Annotated in this window: 14 protein-coding genes; 1 reads left to right on the forward strand and 13 read right to left on the reverse strand. The window is 71.3% G+C overall.

The window, feature by feature from the left end:
* Window positions 1-69: 69 nt before the first annotated feature.
* The 11 genes from coaBC to pyrR all read right to left on the reverse strand — a co-directional run bounded on the left by coaBC (window position 70) and on the right by pyrR (window position 11,774).
* Window positions 70-1,311 (reverse strand): bifunctional phosphopantothenoylcysteine decarboxylase/phosphopantothenate--cysteine ligase CoaBC, encoded by a 1,242-nt coding sequence (gene coaBC / locus V6S67_RS09850; protein ID WP_334210086.1) that lies wholly within the window; start codon window positions 1,309-1,311, stop codon window positions 70-72.
* A gap of 31 nt (window positions 1,312-1,342) precedes the next feature.
* Window positions 1,343-1,603, reverse strand: a complete 261-nt coding sequence (gene rpoZ, locus V6S67_RS09855; protein WP_334210087.1) for a DNA-directed RNA polymerase subunit omega — start codon at window positions 1,601-1,603, stop codon at window positions 1,343-1,345.
* Between the two features lie 43 nt (window positions 1,604-1,646).
* Window positions 1,647-2,216 (reverse strand): guanylate kinase, encoded by a 570-nt coding sequence (gmk, locus tag V6S67_RS09860; protein ID WP_334210088.1) that lies wholly within the window; start codon window positions 2,214-2,216, stop codon window positions 1,647-1,649.
* Window positions 2,217-2,226: 10 nt separating this feature from the next.
* Window positions 2,227-2,565, reverse strand: coding sequence for an integration host factor, actinobacterial type (gene mihF / locus V6S67_RS09865; protein ID WP_334210089.1), 339 nt, complete (start codon window positions 2,563-2,565; stop codon window positions 2,227-2,229).
* A gap of 177 nt (window positions 2,566-2,742) precedes the next feature.
* Window positions 2,743-3,594: an orotidine-5'-phosphate decarboxylase gene (pyrF, locus tag V6S67_RS09870; RefSeq protein ID WP_334210090.1), complete on the reverse strand. Its 852-nt coding sequence runs from the start codon at window positions 3,592-3,594 to the stop codon at window positions 2,743-2,745.
* Complete coding sequence (gene carB / locus V6S67_RS09875; RefSeq protein ID WP_334210091.1) at window positions 3,584-6,892, reverse strand: carbamoyl-phosphate synthase large subunit; 3,309 nt, start codon at window positions 6,890-6,892, stop codon at window positions 3,584-3,586. Before carB ends, pyrF begins: the two co-directional genes overlap by 11 nt.
* The gene (carA, locus tag V6S67_RS09880; RefSeq protein WP_334210092.1) at window positions 6,892-8,256 is read right to left on the reverse strand and encodes a glutamine-hydrolyzing carbamoyl-phosphate synthase small subunit; all 1,365 of its coding nucleotides are present in this window, start codon (window positions 8,254-8,256) and stop codon (window positions 6,892-6,894) included. Before carA ends, carB begins: the two co-directional genes overlap by 1 nt.
* Complete coding sequence (locus V6S67_RS09885) at window positions 8,253-8,792, reverse strand: PH-like domain-containing protein (protein ID WP_334210093.1); 540 nt, start codon at window positions 8,790-8,792, stop codon at window positions 8,253-8,255. The genes carA and V6S67_RS09885 overlap by 4 nt, the downstream gene beginning before the upstream one ends.
* Window positions 8,780-10,168: a dihydroorotase gene (locus V6S67_RS09890; protein ID WP_334210094.1), complete on the reverse strand. Its 1,389-nt coding sequence runs from the start codon at window positions 10,166-10,168 to the stop codon at window positions 8,780-8,782. The genes V6S67_RS09885 and V6S67_RS09890 overlap by 13 nt, the downstream gene beginning before the upstream one ends.
* Window positions 10,165-11,190 (reverse strand): aspartate carbamoyltransferase catalytic subunit, encoded by a 1,026-nt coding sequence (locus tag V6S67_RS09895; protein ID WP_334210095.1) that lies wholly within the window; start codon window positions 11,188-11,190, stop codon window positions 10,165-10,167. The genes V6S67_RS09890 and V6S67_RS09895 overlap by 4 nt, the downstream gene beginning before the upstream one ends.
* Window positions 11,187-11,774, reverse strand: a complete 588-nt coding sequence (gene pyrR / locus V6S67_RS09900) for a bifunctional pyr operon transcriptional regulator/uracil phosphoribosyltransferase PyrR (protein WP_334210096.1) — start codon at window positions 11,772-11,774, stop codon at window positions 11,187-11,189. The genes V6S67_RS09895 and pyrR overlap by 4 nt, the downstream gene beginning before the upstream one ends.
* A gap of 96 nt (window positions 11,775-11,870) precedes the next feature.
* Here pyrR and V6S67_RS09905 point away from each other — a divergent pair, with 96 nt between their 5' ends.
* On the forward strand, window positions 11,871-13,160 hold the full coding sequence (locus V6S67_RS09905; protein ID WP_334210097.1) for a PrsW family intramembrane metalloprotease: 1,290 nt from the start codon (window positions 11,871-11,873) through the stop codon (window positions 13,158-13,160).
* A gap of 211 nt (window positions 13,161-13,371) precedes the next feature.
* Here the strand turns inward: V6S67_RS09905 and nusB are convergent, their stop codons facing one another.
* Both nusB and efp read right to left on the reverse strand, forming a co-directional pair.
* A complete protein-coding gene (nusB, locus tag V6S67_RS09910) occupies window positions 13,372-13,782 on the reverse strand; it encodes a transcription antitermination factor NusB (RefSeq protein ID WP_334210098.1) in 411 nt (136 codons plus the stop codon).
* Window positions 13,779-14,342 carry an elongation factor P gene (gene efp / locus V6S67_RS09915; RefSeq protein WP_104050627.1) on the reverse strand — a complete coding sequence of 188 codons (564 nt, stop codon included), beginning with the start codon at window positions 14,340-14,342 and terminating at the stop codon, window positions 13,779-13,781. The genes nusB and efp overlap by 4 nt, the downstream gene beginning before the upstream one ends.
* Between the last annotated feature and the right edge of the window lie 6 nt (window positions 14,343-14,348).

The raw sequence follows: 14,348 nt of genomic DNA on the forward strand, positions 1-14,348 counted from the left end.
CGGTCAGGCTCGATGCTGCGCCCCGGGCTGCCGGGGGGCGTGCCTGCGCCGGTCCCTCAGCTCTGCGGCTCAGCGGGAGAGCAGGCCGGCCGCATGGCTCATGACGGCGTCCGCGACGACACGCTTCGACCCGCGCACGGGAGCCGATTCGCTGCCGTCGGCGCCGATGATGGTGACCTCGTTCGAATCCTCCCCGAAGACCAGGTCCGAGCCGACAACATTGAGGACGAGGAAGTCGCACCCCTTCCGCGCGAGCTTCGCACGGGCATGGGTGAGGGGGTCGGCCGTCGCGTCACCGGTCTCGGCGGCGAAGCCGGCAATGACCAGCGGCCGCGCGTCGCCCGTGCCTGCGGGCCCTGCGTCGCGGGTGAGCACGGCCTCGCGGAGGACGTCGGGGTTGCGGACGAGCGTGAGCACGGGATCCGCCCCGTCGTCGTTCTTCTTGATCTTGGTGGCGACCACCTCGGCGGGACGGAAGTCCGCCACGGCCGCAGCCATGACGAGCACGTCCGTGGCGGGCAGCGCCGCGATGACTGCGTCGCGCAGCTGGAGCGCGGACTCGACCCGCACGACGTCGCATCCGCGCGGCGGGGCGACCTCGGCATGCGCGAGGACGAGGGTCACGTGCGCGCCCTGGGCGAGCGCAGCCTCGGCCAGCGCCATGCCCTGCTTGCCGGAGGACCGGTTTCCGAGGAACCGCACGGGGTCGAGGGCCTCGCGGGTACCGCCGACGGAGATGGTGACGCGCTTGCCGTGCAGCGCGCCGCCGGCGTGGGCGGTCCGGGCGGCGGCGTGGGCGGCGAGGGCGGCGGCATGGATCTCGGCGGGCTCGGGCAGCCTGCCCGGCCCGGTGTCCGCCCCGGTGAGGCGGCCGGACGCGGGCTCGATGATGGTGATGCCGCGTGAACGGAGGGTCTCGACGTTCGCGCGGGTGGCGGCGTGCTGCCACATCTCGGTGTGCATGGCCGGAGCCATCACGACGGGGCCGCGGGCCATCAGCAGCGTGCCGGTGAGGAGGTCGTCGGCGAGGCCGGCGGCCGCACGCGCGAGGACGTCCGCGGTGGCGGGCGCGATGACGATGAGATCCGCCTCGTGGCCCAGCCGCACATGGTTCACCTTGTCGACGTCGTCCCAGACGCTGTTGCTGACGGGATGGCCCGAGAGCGCCTCCCAGGTGGCCGTGCCGACGAAGCGCGTGGCGGCCTCCGTGGGGATGACCGTGACGTCATGGCCGGACTCCGTGAAAAGACGGAGGAGGGATGCTGCCTTGTAGGCCGCTATCCCTCCTCCGACACCAAGTACTATGCGCACCGGTTATCCGCCGCCTGCTGGATCGGCCGTGTTACTCGGACTGTTCGATCGGCGAGGAGACGAGCATGCCCTCGTTGATCTCGCGCAGGGCGATGGAGAGGGGCTTCTCGTTCAGCTTGGTGTCGACGAGGGGGCCGACGTACTCGAACAGGCCCTCGTGGAGCTGCGAGTAGTACGCGTTGATCTGGCGGGCGCGCTTGGCGCCGTAGATCACGAGGGCGTACTTCGAGTCCGAGGCCTCCAGCAGAGAGTCGATCGGCGGGTTGATGATGCCTTCGGGCTGAGTTGACACAAATTCTCCAAAAAATAAGGCGGAACGGCTGGTGCGGGGCCTCTCAGCGCTGCAGCGGACGCAGTCCCATCAGTGATACGAGCTCGTCTGCCGCATGCTCCACGGAGTCGTTGACGACGGTGTGGTTGAATTCGGGCTCGGCGGCAAGTTCCAGTTTAGCGGTTTCCAGCCGTTGCTGCTGTTCCTCCGGCGTTTCGGTCCCGCGACCGACGAGACGGCGCACCATCTCGTCCCAGGTGGGCGGGGCGAGGAACACGAAATTGGCCTCCGGCATGCTCTCCTTGACCTGGCGTGCGCCCTGCAGATCGATCTCGAGCAGGACGGTCCGTCCCTCGTCCATCGCGGCCTGGACAGTGCTGCGGAGCGTGCCGTACCGGTTGCGGCCGTGGACCACGGCCCACTCCAGCAGCTGCCCGTCGTCGACGAGCTGGTCGAACTCCTCGGGCGAGACGAAGAAGTAGTGCACGCCGTGCACCTCGCCGGGGCGGGGAGGGCGCGTGGTCGCCGAGACGGAGAGCCACACCTCGGGGTAGTTGTCCCGGATGTACGTCGAGACGGTTCCCTTGCCGACCGCGGTGGGGCCGGCGAGGACTGTCAGCCGGGGCTGTGACACTACTGCTTCCTTACTTGCCGGCCGGGCCGGCGTGATGTTGTTCGAGGTACAGGACCAGGGCCTTGCGCTGATGGATGCCGAGGCCGCGCACACGACGCGTGGCGGCGATGCCGACCTCGGTCATGATCGCCGCTGCACGCACGTCGCCGACTCCGGGCAGGGCCTTGAGGAGATCCAGGACCTTGAGGCGGCCCACGGCGTCGTCACCGTCCGGGTTGTCGATGACCTCGGCCACCGAAAGCTTACCGGTCTTCAGCCGGGACTTGATGTCCGCCCGCACCGCACGCGCCGCGGTCGCCTTCTCGCGCGCCGATGTTCGTTCGTCATCCGTCAATGGCTTCAGGCTCACGGGTGCTCCCTGCACTGGGCGGCACCACGTGTGGCGGCGACCGCTCGTCGTCTGGATCGGTCAAGGGTCTCCCCGGGGAGGGGGGTGGGGCTGGAACCGAACCTACCGGGCGCGGGCCTCCTAAATCAATGCGCCCATCACTGCACCGGTCACCGAGTCCGGTGCCGGGCGGACGTATCAGGCGAGCTCGTCGCGCGTCCGTTCCGCGGCATCCCGCAGCGCGGATACGCCGGGGCCGGCCGCGAGGATGGCGCGGCTGGACGTCGGGAGCACGAACGGCAGGGCGTCGCCGAACGCGTCCCGCAGCTCGCGCGGCCCGGCCCCCTGCGCGCCCACGCCGGGGGCGAGGATGGGTCCGTTGAGGCCGGCCAGGCCGAGGCCGAGGGTGTGCGCGGCGTCGCCGACGGTCGCGCCGACCACCAGGCCGACGTGCCCCGGCCCGGGCCCGGCGTTCTCGGCCGCTGCTGCCCGGGCGACGGACCGCGCGACCGAGGCGTGCCCGCCGACGTGCTGCACGGAGCGGCCCTCGGGGTTCGAGGTCAGTGCGAGGATGAACACACCCCGCCCGGTCGCCGTGGCGAGATCGAGCGCGGGCCGGAGGGACTCGAAGCCCAGGTAGGGATTGAGGGTCACGGCATCGGCGGCGAGCGGCCGCCCCTCCCCCAGCCATGCCTCCGCGTAGGCCTGCATCGTCGATCCGATGTCCCCGCGCTTCGCATCGGCGATCGTGAGCACACCGGCGTCGGCGGCACGGGCCAGCAGGGTCTCGAGGACCGCGAGGCCCCGCGCGCCGTGCCGCTCGTACAGGGCGACCTGCGGCTTGAGGGCCGCCGTCACGGGCCCGACGGCGTCGAGCACCGAGAGCGAGAAGCGCTCGAGTCCCTCGGGCGAGTCCGTCAGCCCCCAGGCGCCGAGCAGTGCCGGGTGCGGATCGATCCCGACGCAGAGACTCCCCTTCTCCGCGCGTGCCGCGGCGAGGCGCTCCCCGAAGGGAGCCCGCGACGCAGCGGCGCCCACCTCAGGAGGCATCGCGGGCTTCGGTCGACGCGCGCAGGTTGGCGGCGTGCTCCTGCAGGCTCGTCACCGACCACTCGTAGGAGCGCATGGCCTCGATGGCCTGTACGGCCGCCCCGACCTCCGGGATGGTGGTGATGACGGGCAACCCGTAGGACGTCGCCGCCGCCCTGATCTCGTAGCCGTCACCGCGTGCCTGGCCGCCGGACGGCGTGTTGATGATCATGTCGATGCCGCCCGCGGTGATGAGGTCCACGACGGTGCCCTCCCCCGCGGCGCCGGCACCCTCGGCGACCTTGCGGACCGTCGTCGCCTGGATGCCGTTGCGGCGCAGCACGTCGGCGGTGCCGCCCGTCGACACGATCTCGAAGCCGAGGTCCACGAGGCGCTTCACCGGCATGACGATGGCGCGCTTGTCCCGGTTGGCGACGGAGACGAAGACCTTGCCCTCGACGGGCAGGGCCGCGTTCGCGGCCGCCTGGCTCTTCGCGAAGGCCGTGTCGAAGTACTTGTCGATGCCCATGACCTCGCCGGTGGAGCGCATCTCGGGGCCGAGCAGCGAGTCCACCACCGTGCCCTCGGGCGTGCGGAAGCGGCTGAAGGGCAGCACGGCCTCCTTGACGGAGACGGGTGCGTCGAACGGCAGGGACCCGCCGTCGCCCTGCGCCGGCAGCAGCCCGCGGCGGCGCAGTTCGGCGACCGTGACGCCGGTCCCGATCAGCGCGGCCCCCTTGGCCAGCTGGACACCCGTGGCCTTGGAGACGAAGGGCACCGTGCGGGAGGCGCGCGGATTCGCCTCGAGGACGTAGAGCACGTCCGAGGCGAGGGCGAACTGGATGTTGATCAGTCCCCGCACCCCGACGCCCTGCGCGATGGCGAGCGTCGCCTCGCGGACGCGCTGCAGCACATCCGCGCCGAGCGTGATGGGCGGCAGCACGCACGCGGAGTCGCCGGAGTGGATGCCGGCCTCCTCGATGTGCTCCATGATGCCCCCGAGGTACATCTCGGTGCCGTCGAACAGGGCGTCGACGTCGATCTCGATGGCGTCCTCGAGGAACCGGTCGATCAGCACCGGGTGGGCCTCGGTGATCTCCGTGGCGTTCGCGATGTAGCGGGAGAGGTTCGCCTCGTCGTAGACGATCTCCATGCCACGGCCGCCCAGCACGTAGGAGGGGCGGACCAGCACGGGGTAGCCGATGTCGTCGGCGATGCGCTTGGCGTCCTCGAACGACACCGCGGTGCCGTTCTTCGGGGCGATGAGCCCGCCGGCGTCGAGCACGCGGCTGAAGGCGCCGCGGTGCTCGGCGAGGTCGATCGCCTCCGGCGACGTGCCGAGGATGGGGATGCCGGCGTCGGCGAGCTCCTGCGCGAGCTTCAGCGGGGTCTGCCCGCCGAGCTGCACGAACACCCCGAGCACGCCGCCCGTGCGCTGCTCGGCCGCGATGACCTCGAGGACGTCCTCGAGGGTGAGGGGCTCGAAGTACAGGCGAGTGGAGATGTCGTAGTCCGTGGACACCGTCTCCGGGTTGCAGTTGATCATGACCGTCTCGTACCCGGCCTCGCGCAGCGCCATGGTGGCGTGGACGCACGAGTAGTCGAACTCGATGCCCTGGCCGATCCGATTCGGACCGGAGCCGAGGATGATGATCGAGGGCTTCTCGTGCGGCTCCACCTCGTCCTCCTCGTCGTAGGACGAGTAGTGGTACGGCGTGTAGGCCGCGAACTCGGCGGCACACGTGTCCACCGTCTTGAAGACCGGGCGGATGCCCAGGGCGTGCCGGACACCGCGCACCACGGCGTCGGGGGTGTGGGTGAGCGCGCCGATCTGCTCGTCGGAGAAGCCGTGGCGCTTGGCGTGCCGCAGCACGTCCTCGGTCAGGTTCGGCGCCGCGCGCACCTCCTCGGCCACCTCGTTGAGCAGCACCAGCTGGTCGAGGAACCACGGGTCGATCCCGGTCGCCTCGTACAGCCGCTCCACGCTCGCGCCGCCCAGCAGGGCACGCTGCACCTGGGCGAGGCGTTCCGTGGTGGGGCGCCTGGCGGCCTCCACGAGCGCGTCGACCTCGTCCGCGCCGACGGGCGCGAAGGAGAGCTGCGAGCCCTTCTGCTCGAGCGACCGCAGGGCCTTCTGCAGGGCCTCCGTGAAGTTGCGGCCCATGGCCATGGCCTCGCCCACGGACTTCATGGTGGTGGTGAGGGTGGGGTCGGCCGCGGGGAACTTCTCGAACGCGAACCGCGGCACCTTGACCACCACGTAGTCGAGGGTCGGCTCGAATGACGCCGGGGTCTTCAGGGTGATGTCGTTGGGGATCTCGTCGAGCGTGTAGCCGAGGGAGAGCTTCGTGGCGATCTTGGCGATCGCGAAGCCCGTGGCCTTCGACGCCAGCGCGGAGGACCGCGAGACACGCGGGTTCATCTCGATGACGACGACGCGGCCGGTGTCCGGCTCGACGGCGAACTGGATGTTGCAGCCGCCCGTGTCCACGCCGACCTCGCGGATGACGGCGATCGAGATGTCGCGGAGGCGCTGGTACTCGCGGTCGGTCAGGGTCAGGGCCGGGGCCACGGTGATGGAGTCGCCGGTGTGCACGCCCACGGGGTCGAAGTTCTCGATCGAGCAGACCACCACGACGTTGTCGTTCTTGTCGCGCATCATCTCGAGCTCGTACTCCTTCCACCCGAGGATGCTCTCCTCGAGGAGCACCTCGCTCGTGGGGCTGTACTGCAGGCCCTGGCCGACGATCCGGCGCAGGTCCTGCTCGGTGTACGCGAGGCCGGAGCCGAGGCCGCCCATGGTGAAGGAGGGGCGGACGACCATCGGGTAGCCCAGGTCCTCGGCGGCCACGAGGGCCTCGTCGAGGGAGTGGATGATGGCGGAGCGCGCGGACTCGGCACCGCACCGCTCGACGACGCCCTTGAACTTCTCGCGGTCCTCGCCGAGCTCGATGGCGGCGATGTTCGCACCGATGAGCTTCACCCCGAACTTCTCCAGCACGCCGGCCTTATCGAGGGCGATCGCCGTGTTGAGCGCCGTCTGGCCGCCGAGGGTGGGCAGGAGCGCGTCGGGGCGCTCCTTCTCGATGATCTTCGCGACGACGTCGGGCGTGATCGGCTCCACGTAGGTCGCATCCGCGAACTCGGGGTCGGTCATGATGGTCGCCGGGTTCGAGTTCACGAGGATGACGCGCAGGCCCTCCTCGCGCAGGACGCGCAGCGCCTGCGTGCCGGAGTAGTCGAATTCGGCGGCCTGCCCGATGACGATCGGCCCGGAGCCGATGACCAGGACGCTCTTGAGGTCGGTTCTGCGGGGCATCAGTTCTCTTCCTGCGTGCTGCCGGTGGGGGCGCTGTCGTGGCGGGGCTGCGTGCCCGTCACCTTGGATCCGTGCGTGCCGAGTTCGGCGGCGGCCGCACGGGCGAGCGCCGCCGATTCCGACGGGGCGTCGAGGGCCGAGGCCTGGACGGCGTCGCCCGATCCTGGCTTCGCCTTCTCAGCGGCCATGAGCTCGATGAAGCGGTCGAAGAGGTACGCCGAGTCGTGCGGGCCGGCGGCCGCCTCCGGGTGGTACTGGACCGAGAAGGCGGGCAGGTCCAGGCAGGCGAGCCCCTCGACGACGTCGTCGTTGAGGTTCACGTGGCTCACCTCGACCCGGCCGTACGAACCGGCGGGCGCCTCGACGGGACCGTCGAGGGGCGCGTCGACGGCGAACCCGTGGTTGTGCGAGGTGATCTCGACCTTGCCGGTGCGGCGGTCGAGGACGGGCTGGTTGATGCCGCGGTGGCCGTAGCGCAGCTTGTAGGTGCCGAAGCCGAGGGCGCGCCCGAGGATCTGGTTGCCGAAGCAGATGCCGAAGAACGGCATCCGGGCGTCGAGGACGCGGCGCAGGAGGCTCACCTGGGCGTCCGCGGTCGCGGGGTCGCCGGGTCCGTTGGACATGAACACGCCGTCGGGTGCGATCCGCACGATGTCCTCGAAGCCGGCTCCGGCGGGCAGGACCACCGTGCGCACGCCGCGCTCCGCGAAGTGCTTGGGCGTCATGGCCTTGATGCCGAGATCGAGGGCGGCGATGGTCGCGACCGTCCCCCCGGTCCAGCCGTGGTCGGCGGGCTCGACGACGTACGCCTCGTCGATGCTGACCTCCTCGGCGAGGCGCGCCCCGGCCATGGACGGCTGGGCGAGGACCTGCTCGAGGAGCTGCTCGTCTCCGGCGGCGGCGTCCGCGCCGGAGAAGATGCCGGCCCGCATGGCGCCGCGCTCACGGAGGTGGCGGGTGACGGCGCGCGTGTCGACGCCTTCGATCCCGACGACGCCCTGCTCGCGCAGCTGGTCGTCGAGGCTCTGCTCGGAGCGCCAGTTCGACGGGCGGCGGGCGGCGTCGCGGATGATGTAGCCGGCCACCCAGATGCGGCGGGACTCGGCGTCGTCGGCGTTCACCCCCGTGTTGCCGATGTGCGGGGCGGTCTGCACCACGAGCTGGCGGGCGTAGGACGGGTCGGTGATGGTCTCCTGGTAGCCGGTCATGCCGGTCGCGAAGACGGCCTCGCCGAGCGCGGTGCCCTCGGCGCCGTACGCGCGGCCGCGGAAGGTCCGGCCGTCCTCGAGGACGAGCACCGCGGGTGCCTGCGGTCGGCTCGGTGCCGTCGATGGAGCGTGGGCGGTGGATGGAGCGCTGCTCACAGCTGTTCCCTGCCTTCGGGGGTCGGTGGAGTTCGGTTCTCGGGTGGATCGGAGGGTACGAGCGCGGCGATCGCGGCGACGAGCTGGGCCTTGTGGGCGGCGTGCCGGGTGCGGAAGCCGGTGTCGACGCGGAGCGCGCCGAGGCGCCAGGTCACCACGACGAGGCCTTCCTTCTCGACGAACTTGCCGGTCATGCCGCTCGCCAGCTGCACCGAGGCGAGGTCGGCGCGGGGGATGAAGACGGCGCGCGCCCCGGTGCGGGTGAAGAGCACGCCGTCGGGGTGCACGGCGGCGACGGCGTTGCCGCGGAGGCCGAGCCCGTGCACGGCGATGCGGTCCAGCCAGTCCCCCGCCGTCGTCGTCGCGACGTACTGGCCCTCGGCCTCGTAGAGGACGGGCCCGGGGTCGGCGGGCGTCTCCGGCGGTGCGGGGACGTCGGACTGCCGGCGGAGCCGGTTGCGCCAGCCGAGCGCCATGAGCGCGACGATGACCACGATGATGCCGATCGTCACGGCGATCCAGCCTAGATATTCCATGCGGGTGCCTCCTTCCCCGCCCCGTGGCCTGCCGGGCGGGGGGTGGCGAGACGGCCGTCGAGGACCGTCGCGTGGCCGCCGAGGAACGTCGCCCGCACGCTGCCGGGTAGTTCCAGCCCGCGGAACGGGCTGTTGCGGCCCTTCGTGGCCATGGTCGAGGGGTCGACGGTCCACCGGGCGGCGGGGTCGACGAGGATCAGGTTCGCGGGCTCGCCGGCAGCGAGCGGCCTGCCCTGATGGGCGAGCCGGCCGATCCGCGCCGGCGTCACGGAGGTGACGCGGGCGAAGCCCTCCCAGTCGAGCAGCCCCGTCTCCACCATGGTGTGCTGTACCACGGACAGGGCGGTCTCGAGGCCGGTCATGCCCATCGCGGCCTGCGCCCACTCGCACTCCTTGTGCTCGCTGGGGTGCGGGGCATGATCGGTCCCGACGACGTCGATCGTTCCGTCAGCGAGGGCCGCGCGGAGGGCCGTGACGTCGTCGGTGGTGCGCAGGGGCGGATTGACCTTGTAAACGGGGTCGTAGCTGCGGACCAGCTCGTCCGTGAGGAGCAGGTGGTGCGGGGTGACCTCGGCGGTGACGTCGATGCCGCGCGCCTTGGCCCAGCGGATGATCTCCACCGAGCCGGCGGTGGAGACGTGGCAGACGTGCAGGCGCGAGCCGACGTGCTGGGCGAGGAGGACGTCGCGGGCGATGATGCTCTCCTCCGCGACGGCGGGCCAGCCGGTGAGTCCCAGCACCGCGGAGACGTCGCCCTCGTTCATCTGGGCGCCCTCGGTGAGGCGGGGTTCCTGAGCATGCTGGGCGATCACGCCGTCGAACGCCTTCACGTACTCGAGGGCGCGTCGCATGAGCACCGGGTCCGAGACGCAGATGCCGTCGTCGGAGAACACGCGCACGGACGCCGGTGATTCCGCCATGGCGCCGAGCTCGGCCAGCCGTTCCCCGCCGAGGCCCACGGTCACGGCGCCGACGGGCCGCACCTCGACCCACCCGGCCGCGAGGCCCAGGCGGTACACCTGCTCCACCACGCCCGCGGTGTCGGCGACCGGGGAGCTGTTGGCCATGGCGTGCACGGCGGTGAAGCCGCCGAGGGCTGCGGCCCGGGAGCCGGTCTCGACGGTCTCGGCGTCCTCGCGCCCCGGCTCCCGGAGGTGGGTGTGGAGGTCCACCATGCCGGGCAGGGCCACGAGTCCGGCGGCGTCGACGGTCACGGCGTCCGCCGAGGCCTCGCGGGCGGCCCCGCCGCCCACCGCGGCGATGACGCCGTCGCGCAGGAGGACGTCCTGGGCGCCGCGTCCGAGCAGCGAGGCGCCGCGGACGAGGTACTGGGTCGAGGGATCGGGCGGGGTGCCGGGGGTGCTGGTGGTCGTCACGGGGTGCGGCCTTCCGGGATGAGGTCGGTCAGGTCGGCGTGCTGGTCGTGCCCATCGTCGTGCGGGTCGCCGGCGAGCAGCAGGTACAGCGCCGCCATCCGCACGGATACGCCGTTGCGGACCTGCGCGAGGACGGTGGAGCGCGGGGAGTCCGCCGCGGCGGAGGAGATCTCCAGCCCGCGGTTCATCGGCCCGGGGTGCATGATCACGGTGTCGTCGAGGCCCAGCGCGTCGAGCAGGGCCAGGCGGCCGTCGTCGAACCCCCACCGCCGCGAGTACTCGCGCATGGACGGGAAGAACGCGGCGTTCATGCGCTCGGCCTGCAGGCGGAGCATCATGACGGCGTCGGGCCGCCGGGCGAGGGCCTCGTCGAGGTCGTAGAAGACCGTGCAGGGCCAGGAACCGACGCCGACGGGCAGGAGCGTGGGCGGCCCGGCGAGCAGCACCTCGGCGCCGAGGGTGGTCAGCAGCCACACGTTGGAGCGGGCCACGCGGGAGTGCAGCACGTCGCCGACGATCAGCACCGTCATGCCGGTGAGGTCCGTGCCCGCCGATGCGGTGCCGCCGACCTCCGCCCAGTGCCTGCGGAGCGTGAACGCGTCGAGGAGCGCCTGCGTGGGGTGCTCGTGCGTGCCGTCGCCGGCGTTGATCACGGCGGCGTCGATCCAGCCGGAGGCCGCGAGGCGGGCCGGTGCGCCGGAGGCGGGGTGGCGGATGACGACGGCGTCCGCGCTCATGGCCTCGAGGGTCTGCGCGGTGTCCTTCAGGGACTCGCCCTTGGAGACCGAGGATCCCTTCGCCGCGAAGTTGATGACGTCCGCGGAGAGCCGCTTCGCCGCCGCCTCGAACGAGATGCGCGTGCGGGTCGAGTCCTCGAAGAACAGGTTGACGACGGTGCGTCCGCGCAGCGCCGGCAGCTTCTTGATCTCCCGCTCCCCCACCGCCGCCATCTCCTCGGCGACGTCCAGGAGGCGGAGCGCGTTCCGGGCGGAGAGGTCCTGCGTGCTGAGCAGGTGCTTCACACGCGGTCCTCGATGACGACCTCGTTCACGGCCGAGCCGCCGATCAGGTCGATCTCCGCGAGGTGGACACGGACGCGCTCCCGCGACGACGTGGGCAGGTTCTTGCCCACATGGTCGGCGCGGATGGGCAGTTCGCGGTGCCCGCGGTCCACGAGGACGGCGAGGCGGACCGTGCGGGGCCTCCCCAGGTCGGCGAGGGCGTCCAGGGCCGCACGGACGGTGCGCCCGGAGTAGAGCACGTCGTCGACGAGGACCACCACCTTGTCGTCGATGCCCGACGGCGGCAGCTGGGTCGCGAGCGGCGAACGCGTGGGGTGGCGGCGGAGGTCGTCGCGGTACATGGTGACGTCGAGCTGCCCGGTGATGAGGTCCGGGTCGACGGCGGGATCCACGGCCGCGATCTTCTGCGCGAGGCGCTGCGCCAGGGGGAAGCCCCTGCGGGGGATGCCGAGGAGCACGAGGTCACGGGAACCCTTGTTCGCCTCGAGGATCTCGTGGGCGATGCGCGTGAGTGCGCGGTCTATGTCTGCTTCTGCGAGAACAACGCGCTTGTGCGGGCCGGATTCCGGGGGTTGCACGGTCATAACACGCTTCCTCCTTCCCCGCCTCACCGGACGGAACTTAAAGGTTGGTTGCGGTGTCAAAACTACCACAGCGCTGCTTGCCCCTAGGGTTGCCTCATGGCTATGAACACCCCCGGAACGGGCCCTGGCGGTCCGCAGTGGAACGGCCCCCAGGGCTACGGGCACCGACCGCAGGACCACCAGCAGCACGCCGGCTGGTGGGGCACGACGACGCTGCGCCACCACCACCCCGCCCCCGCCCGGTCCGCGGGGGCGCCGTTCCAGCCCGTGTGGAACCAGCCCCCGCCGCGGCGGCGGGGCGTGCTCAACATCGTCCTGGTGATCCTCGCGGCCCTCGTGGTGGCGGGCGTCCTCCTGTTCCTCTCCCTGTCCCTCGGGCCGTCCGCGTTCCTGCTGTGCGGGATCCTCGCCCTCGTACCCCTGGGCATCTGCCTGCTCGGCCTGCGCTGGATCGACCGGTGGGACCCCGAACCGCGCGGCGCCCTGCTCTTCGCGTTCCTCTGGGGCGCCGGGACCTCCGTGGTGGTCACCCTGCTGCTCGGCACCTACGTGGTGGACCTGCTGGGCAGCGCCCTCAGCACCACGTCCCCCGAGGTGATCGGGCCCGTCCTGCAGGCACCGCTGGTCGAGGAGTTCGCCAAGGGCCTCGGGGTCCTGATCCTCGTGTACACGCGCCGCAGCCACTTCGACGGACCCGTGGACGGCATCGTCTATGCCGGCACCGTCGCGGCGGGCTTCGCCTTCACCGAGAACATCCTGTACTTCGGTTCGGCCGTCCTGGAGTCCGGCACCGTGAGCGCCGTCGTGGGCGTCTTCATCCTCCGGGGCCTGTTCTCCCCGTTCGCGCACGTCATGTTCACCTCGCTGCTCGGCTTCGTGCTCGGCTGGGCGGTGAGCCGCGGCGGCGGCAACGCGAGGATCCTCGGTGCGTTCGTGCTGGGGCTCATCCCGGCGATGGCGGGCCACATGCTGTGGAACGGCGGCACCCTCGTGCTGTTCGACAACTTCCTGCTCTTCTACCTCGTGGTCCAGGTGCCGCTGTTCGTCGCCGCCGTGGTCGCCGTCGTCCTGCTCCGGCGCTCCGAGCGGCGCCTCACGGAGGCCCGGCTCGGCGACTACGCGCGCGCGGGCTGGTTCACCCCGGAGGAGGTGCGCATGCTCGCCACGCGCCCTGGCCGGTCGCAGGCACTCGCCTGGGCGGGCTCGGTGGGCGCGAAGCAGGACATGCGCGCGTTCATCCGCACCGGCTCACGCATCGCCTTCACGCGCCAGCGCGTGCTCGGCGGGCGGCGCGACGCCGACTACGCCGCGGAGGAACGCGCCCTGCTCGAGGAGGTCACCGAGCGCCGGGCCCGGATCTTCCAGCTGGCGTCCGCGGCCCGTTGAGCGCCGTCGCGTGGTCACGTGCGGCGGGGTCGGTCGGCACCCACCGCGCGTGCGTGACGGGCGTGCCCGGGTCGCCCCGGACGCCACGCAGCCCGCGGGCACGGCAAGGCCCCGGGCGTACGGCGGAGCACGACAGACGCAGAAAAGCCCCCGCGGTCCGCGTGCGGCGGACGGCGGGGGCTCTGCTGCGGGGGCTTCCCCGCGGGGGTGATCAGGCGAGCAGCGTGGGCTTGAGCTGCTGCAGGCGCCCGAGCAGTCCGTTGATGAACTTCGGCGACTCGTCGGTGGACAGCATCTTCGCGAGCTCCACCGCTTCGCTGACCGCGACGCCGTCGGGGACGTCGTCGTTGTAGAGCAGCTCCCAGCAGCCGATGCGCAGGAGCATCAGGTCGACGGCGGGCATGCGGTCCAGGGTCCAGCCCTGCGAGTAGGTGCTGAGGAACTCGTCGATCTGCTCCTGGTGTTCCAGGACGCCTTCCACGATGTCCACGGTGTAGTCCGCGATGACGATGTCCGTCTTCTCGCGGCGCGCGCGGATGACCTCGAGTGCCGCCATGTCGCGCTGCTCGGCCTCGAAGAGGATGTCAAGGGCCCGGCGACGGGCCTTGCTGCGTGCGCTCACTCGTTGACGCGTCCCAGGTACTCGCCCGTCCGGGTGTCGACCTTGACCTTGGTGCCGGTGCCGAGGAACAGCGGGACCTGGATCTCGTGGCCCGTCTCGACGGTCGCGGGCTTGGTGCCGCCGGTGGAGCGGTCGCCCTGGAGGCCCGGCTCGGTGTAGGTGATCTCGAGCGTCACGGAGGCGGGCAGCTCGACGTACAGCGGTGAGCCCTCGTGCATGGCGATGGTGGCCATCTGGCTCTCGAGCATGAAGTTCGCGGCGTTGCCGACGGTCTTGCCGGGCACCGTGATCTGGTCGTAGTCCGTGGTGTCCATGAAGACGAAGTCCTCGCCGTCCTTGTACAGGTACTGGTAGTCGCGACGGTCCACCGTGGCCGTCTCGATCTTCAGGCCCGCGTTGAACGTCTTGTCCACGACCTTGCCGGAGAGGATGTTGCGGAGCTTGGTGCGGACGAAGGCGCCACCCTTGCCGGGCTTGACGTGCTGGAACTCGAGGACGTTCCAGAGGTTGCCCTCGAGCTTCAGCACAGTGCCGTTCTTGATGTCGTTCGTGGTCGCCACAGATTC

The organism is Arthrobacter sp. Soc17.1.1.1, from assembly GCF_036867195.1.
In the GTDB taxonomy this organism is placed as follows: Bacteria; Actinomycetota; Actinomycetes; order Actinomycetales; family Micrococcaceae; genus Arthrobacter_D.

Coding starts and splice junctions, on each gene's coding strand:
- V6S67_RS09905 (WP_334210097.1), top strand. CDS start 11,871: ATGGCTATGAACACCCCCGGAACGGGCCCTGGCGGTCCGCAGTGGAAC.
- pyrR (WP_334210096.1), bottom strand. CDS start 11,774: ATGACCGTGCAACCCCCGGAATCCGGCCCGCACAAGCGCGTTGTTCTC.
- V6S67_RS09885 (WP_334210093.1), bottom strand. CDS start 8,792: ATGGAATATCTAGGCTGGATCGCCGTGACGATCGGCATCATCGTGGTC.
- carB (WP_334210091.1), bottom strand. CDS start 6,892: ATGCCCCGCAGAACCGACCTCAAGAGCGTCCTGGTCATCGGCTCCGGG.
- pyrF (WP_334210090.1), bottom strand. CDS start 3,594: ATGCCTCCTGAGGTGGGCGCCGCTGCGTCGCGGGCTCCCTTCGGGGAG.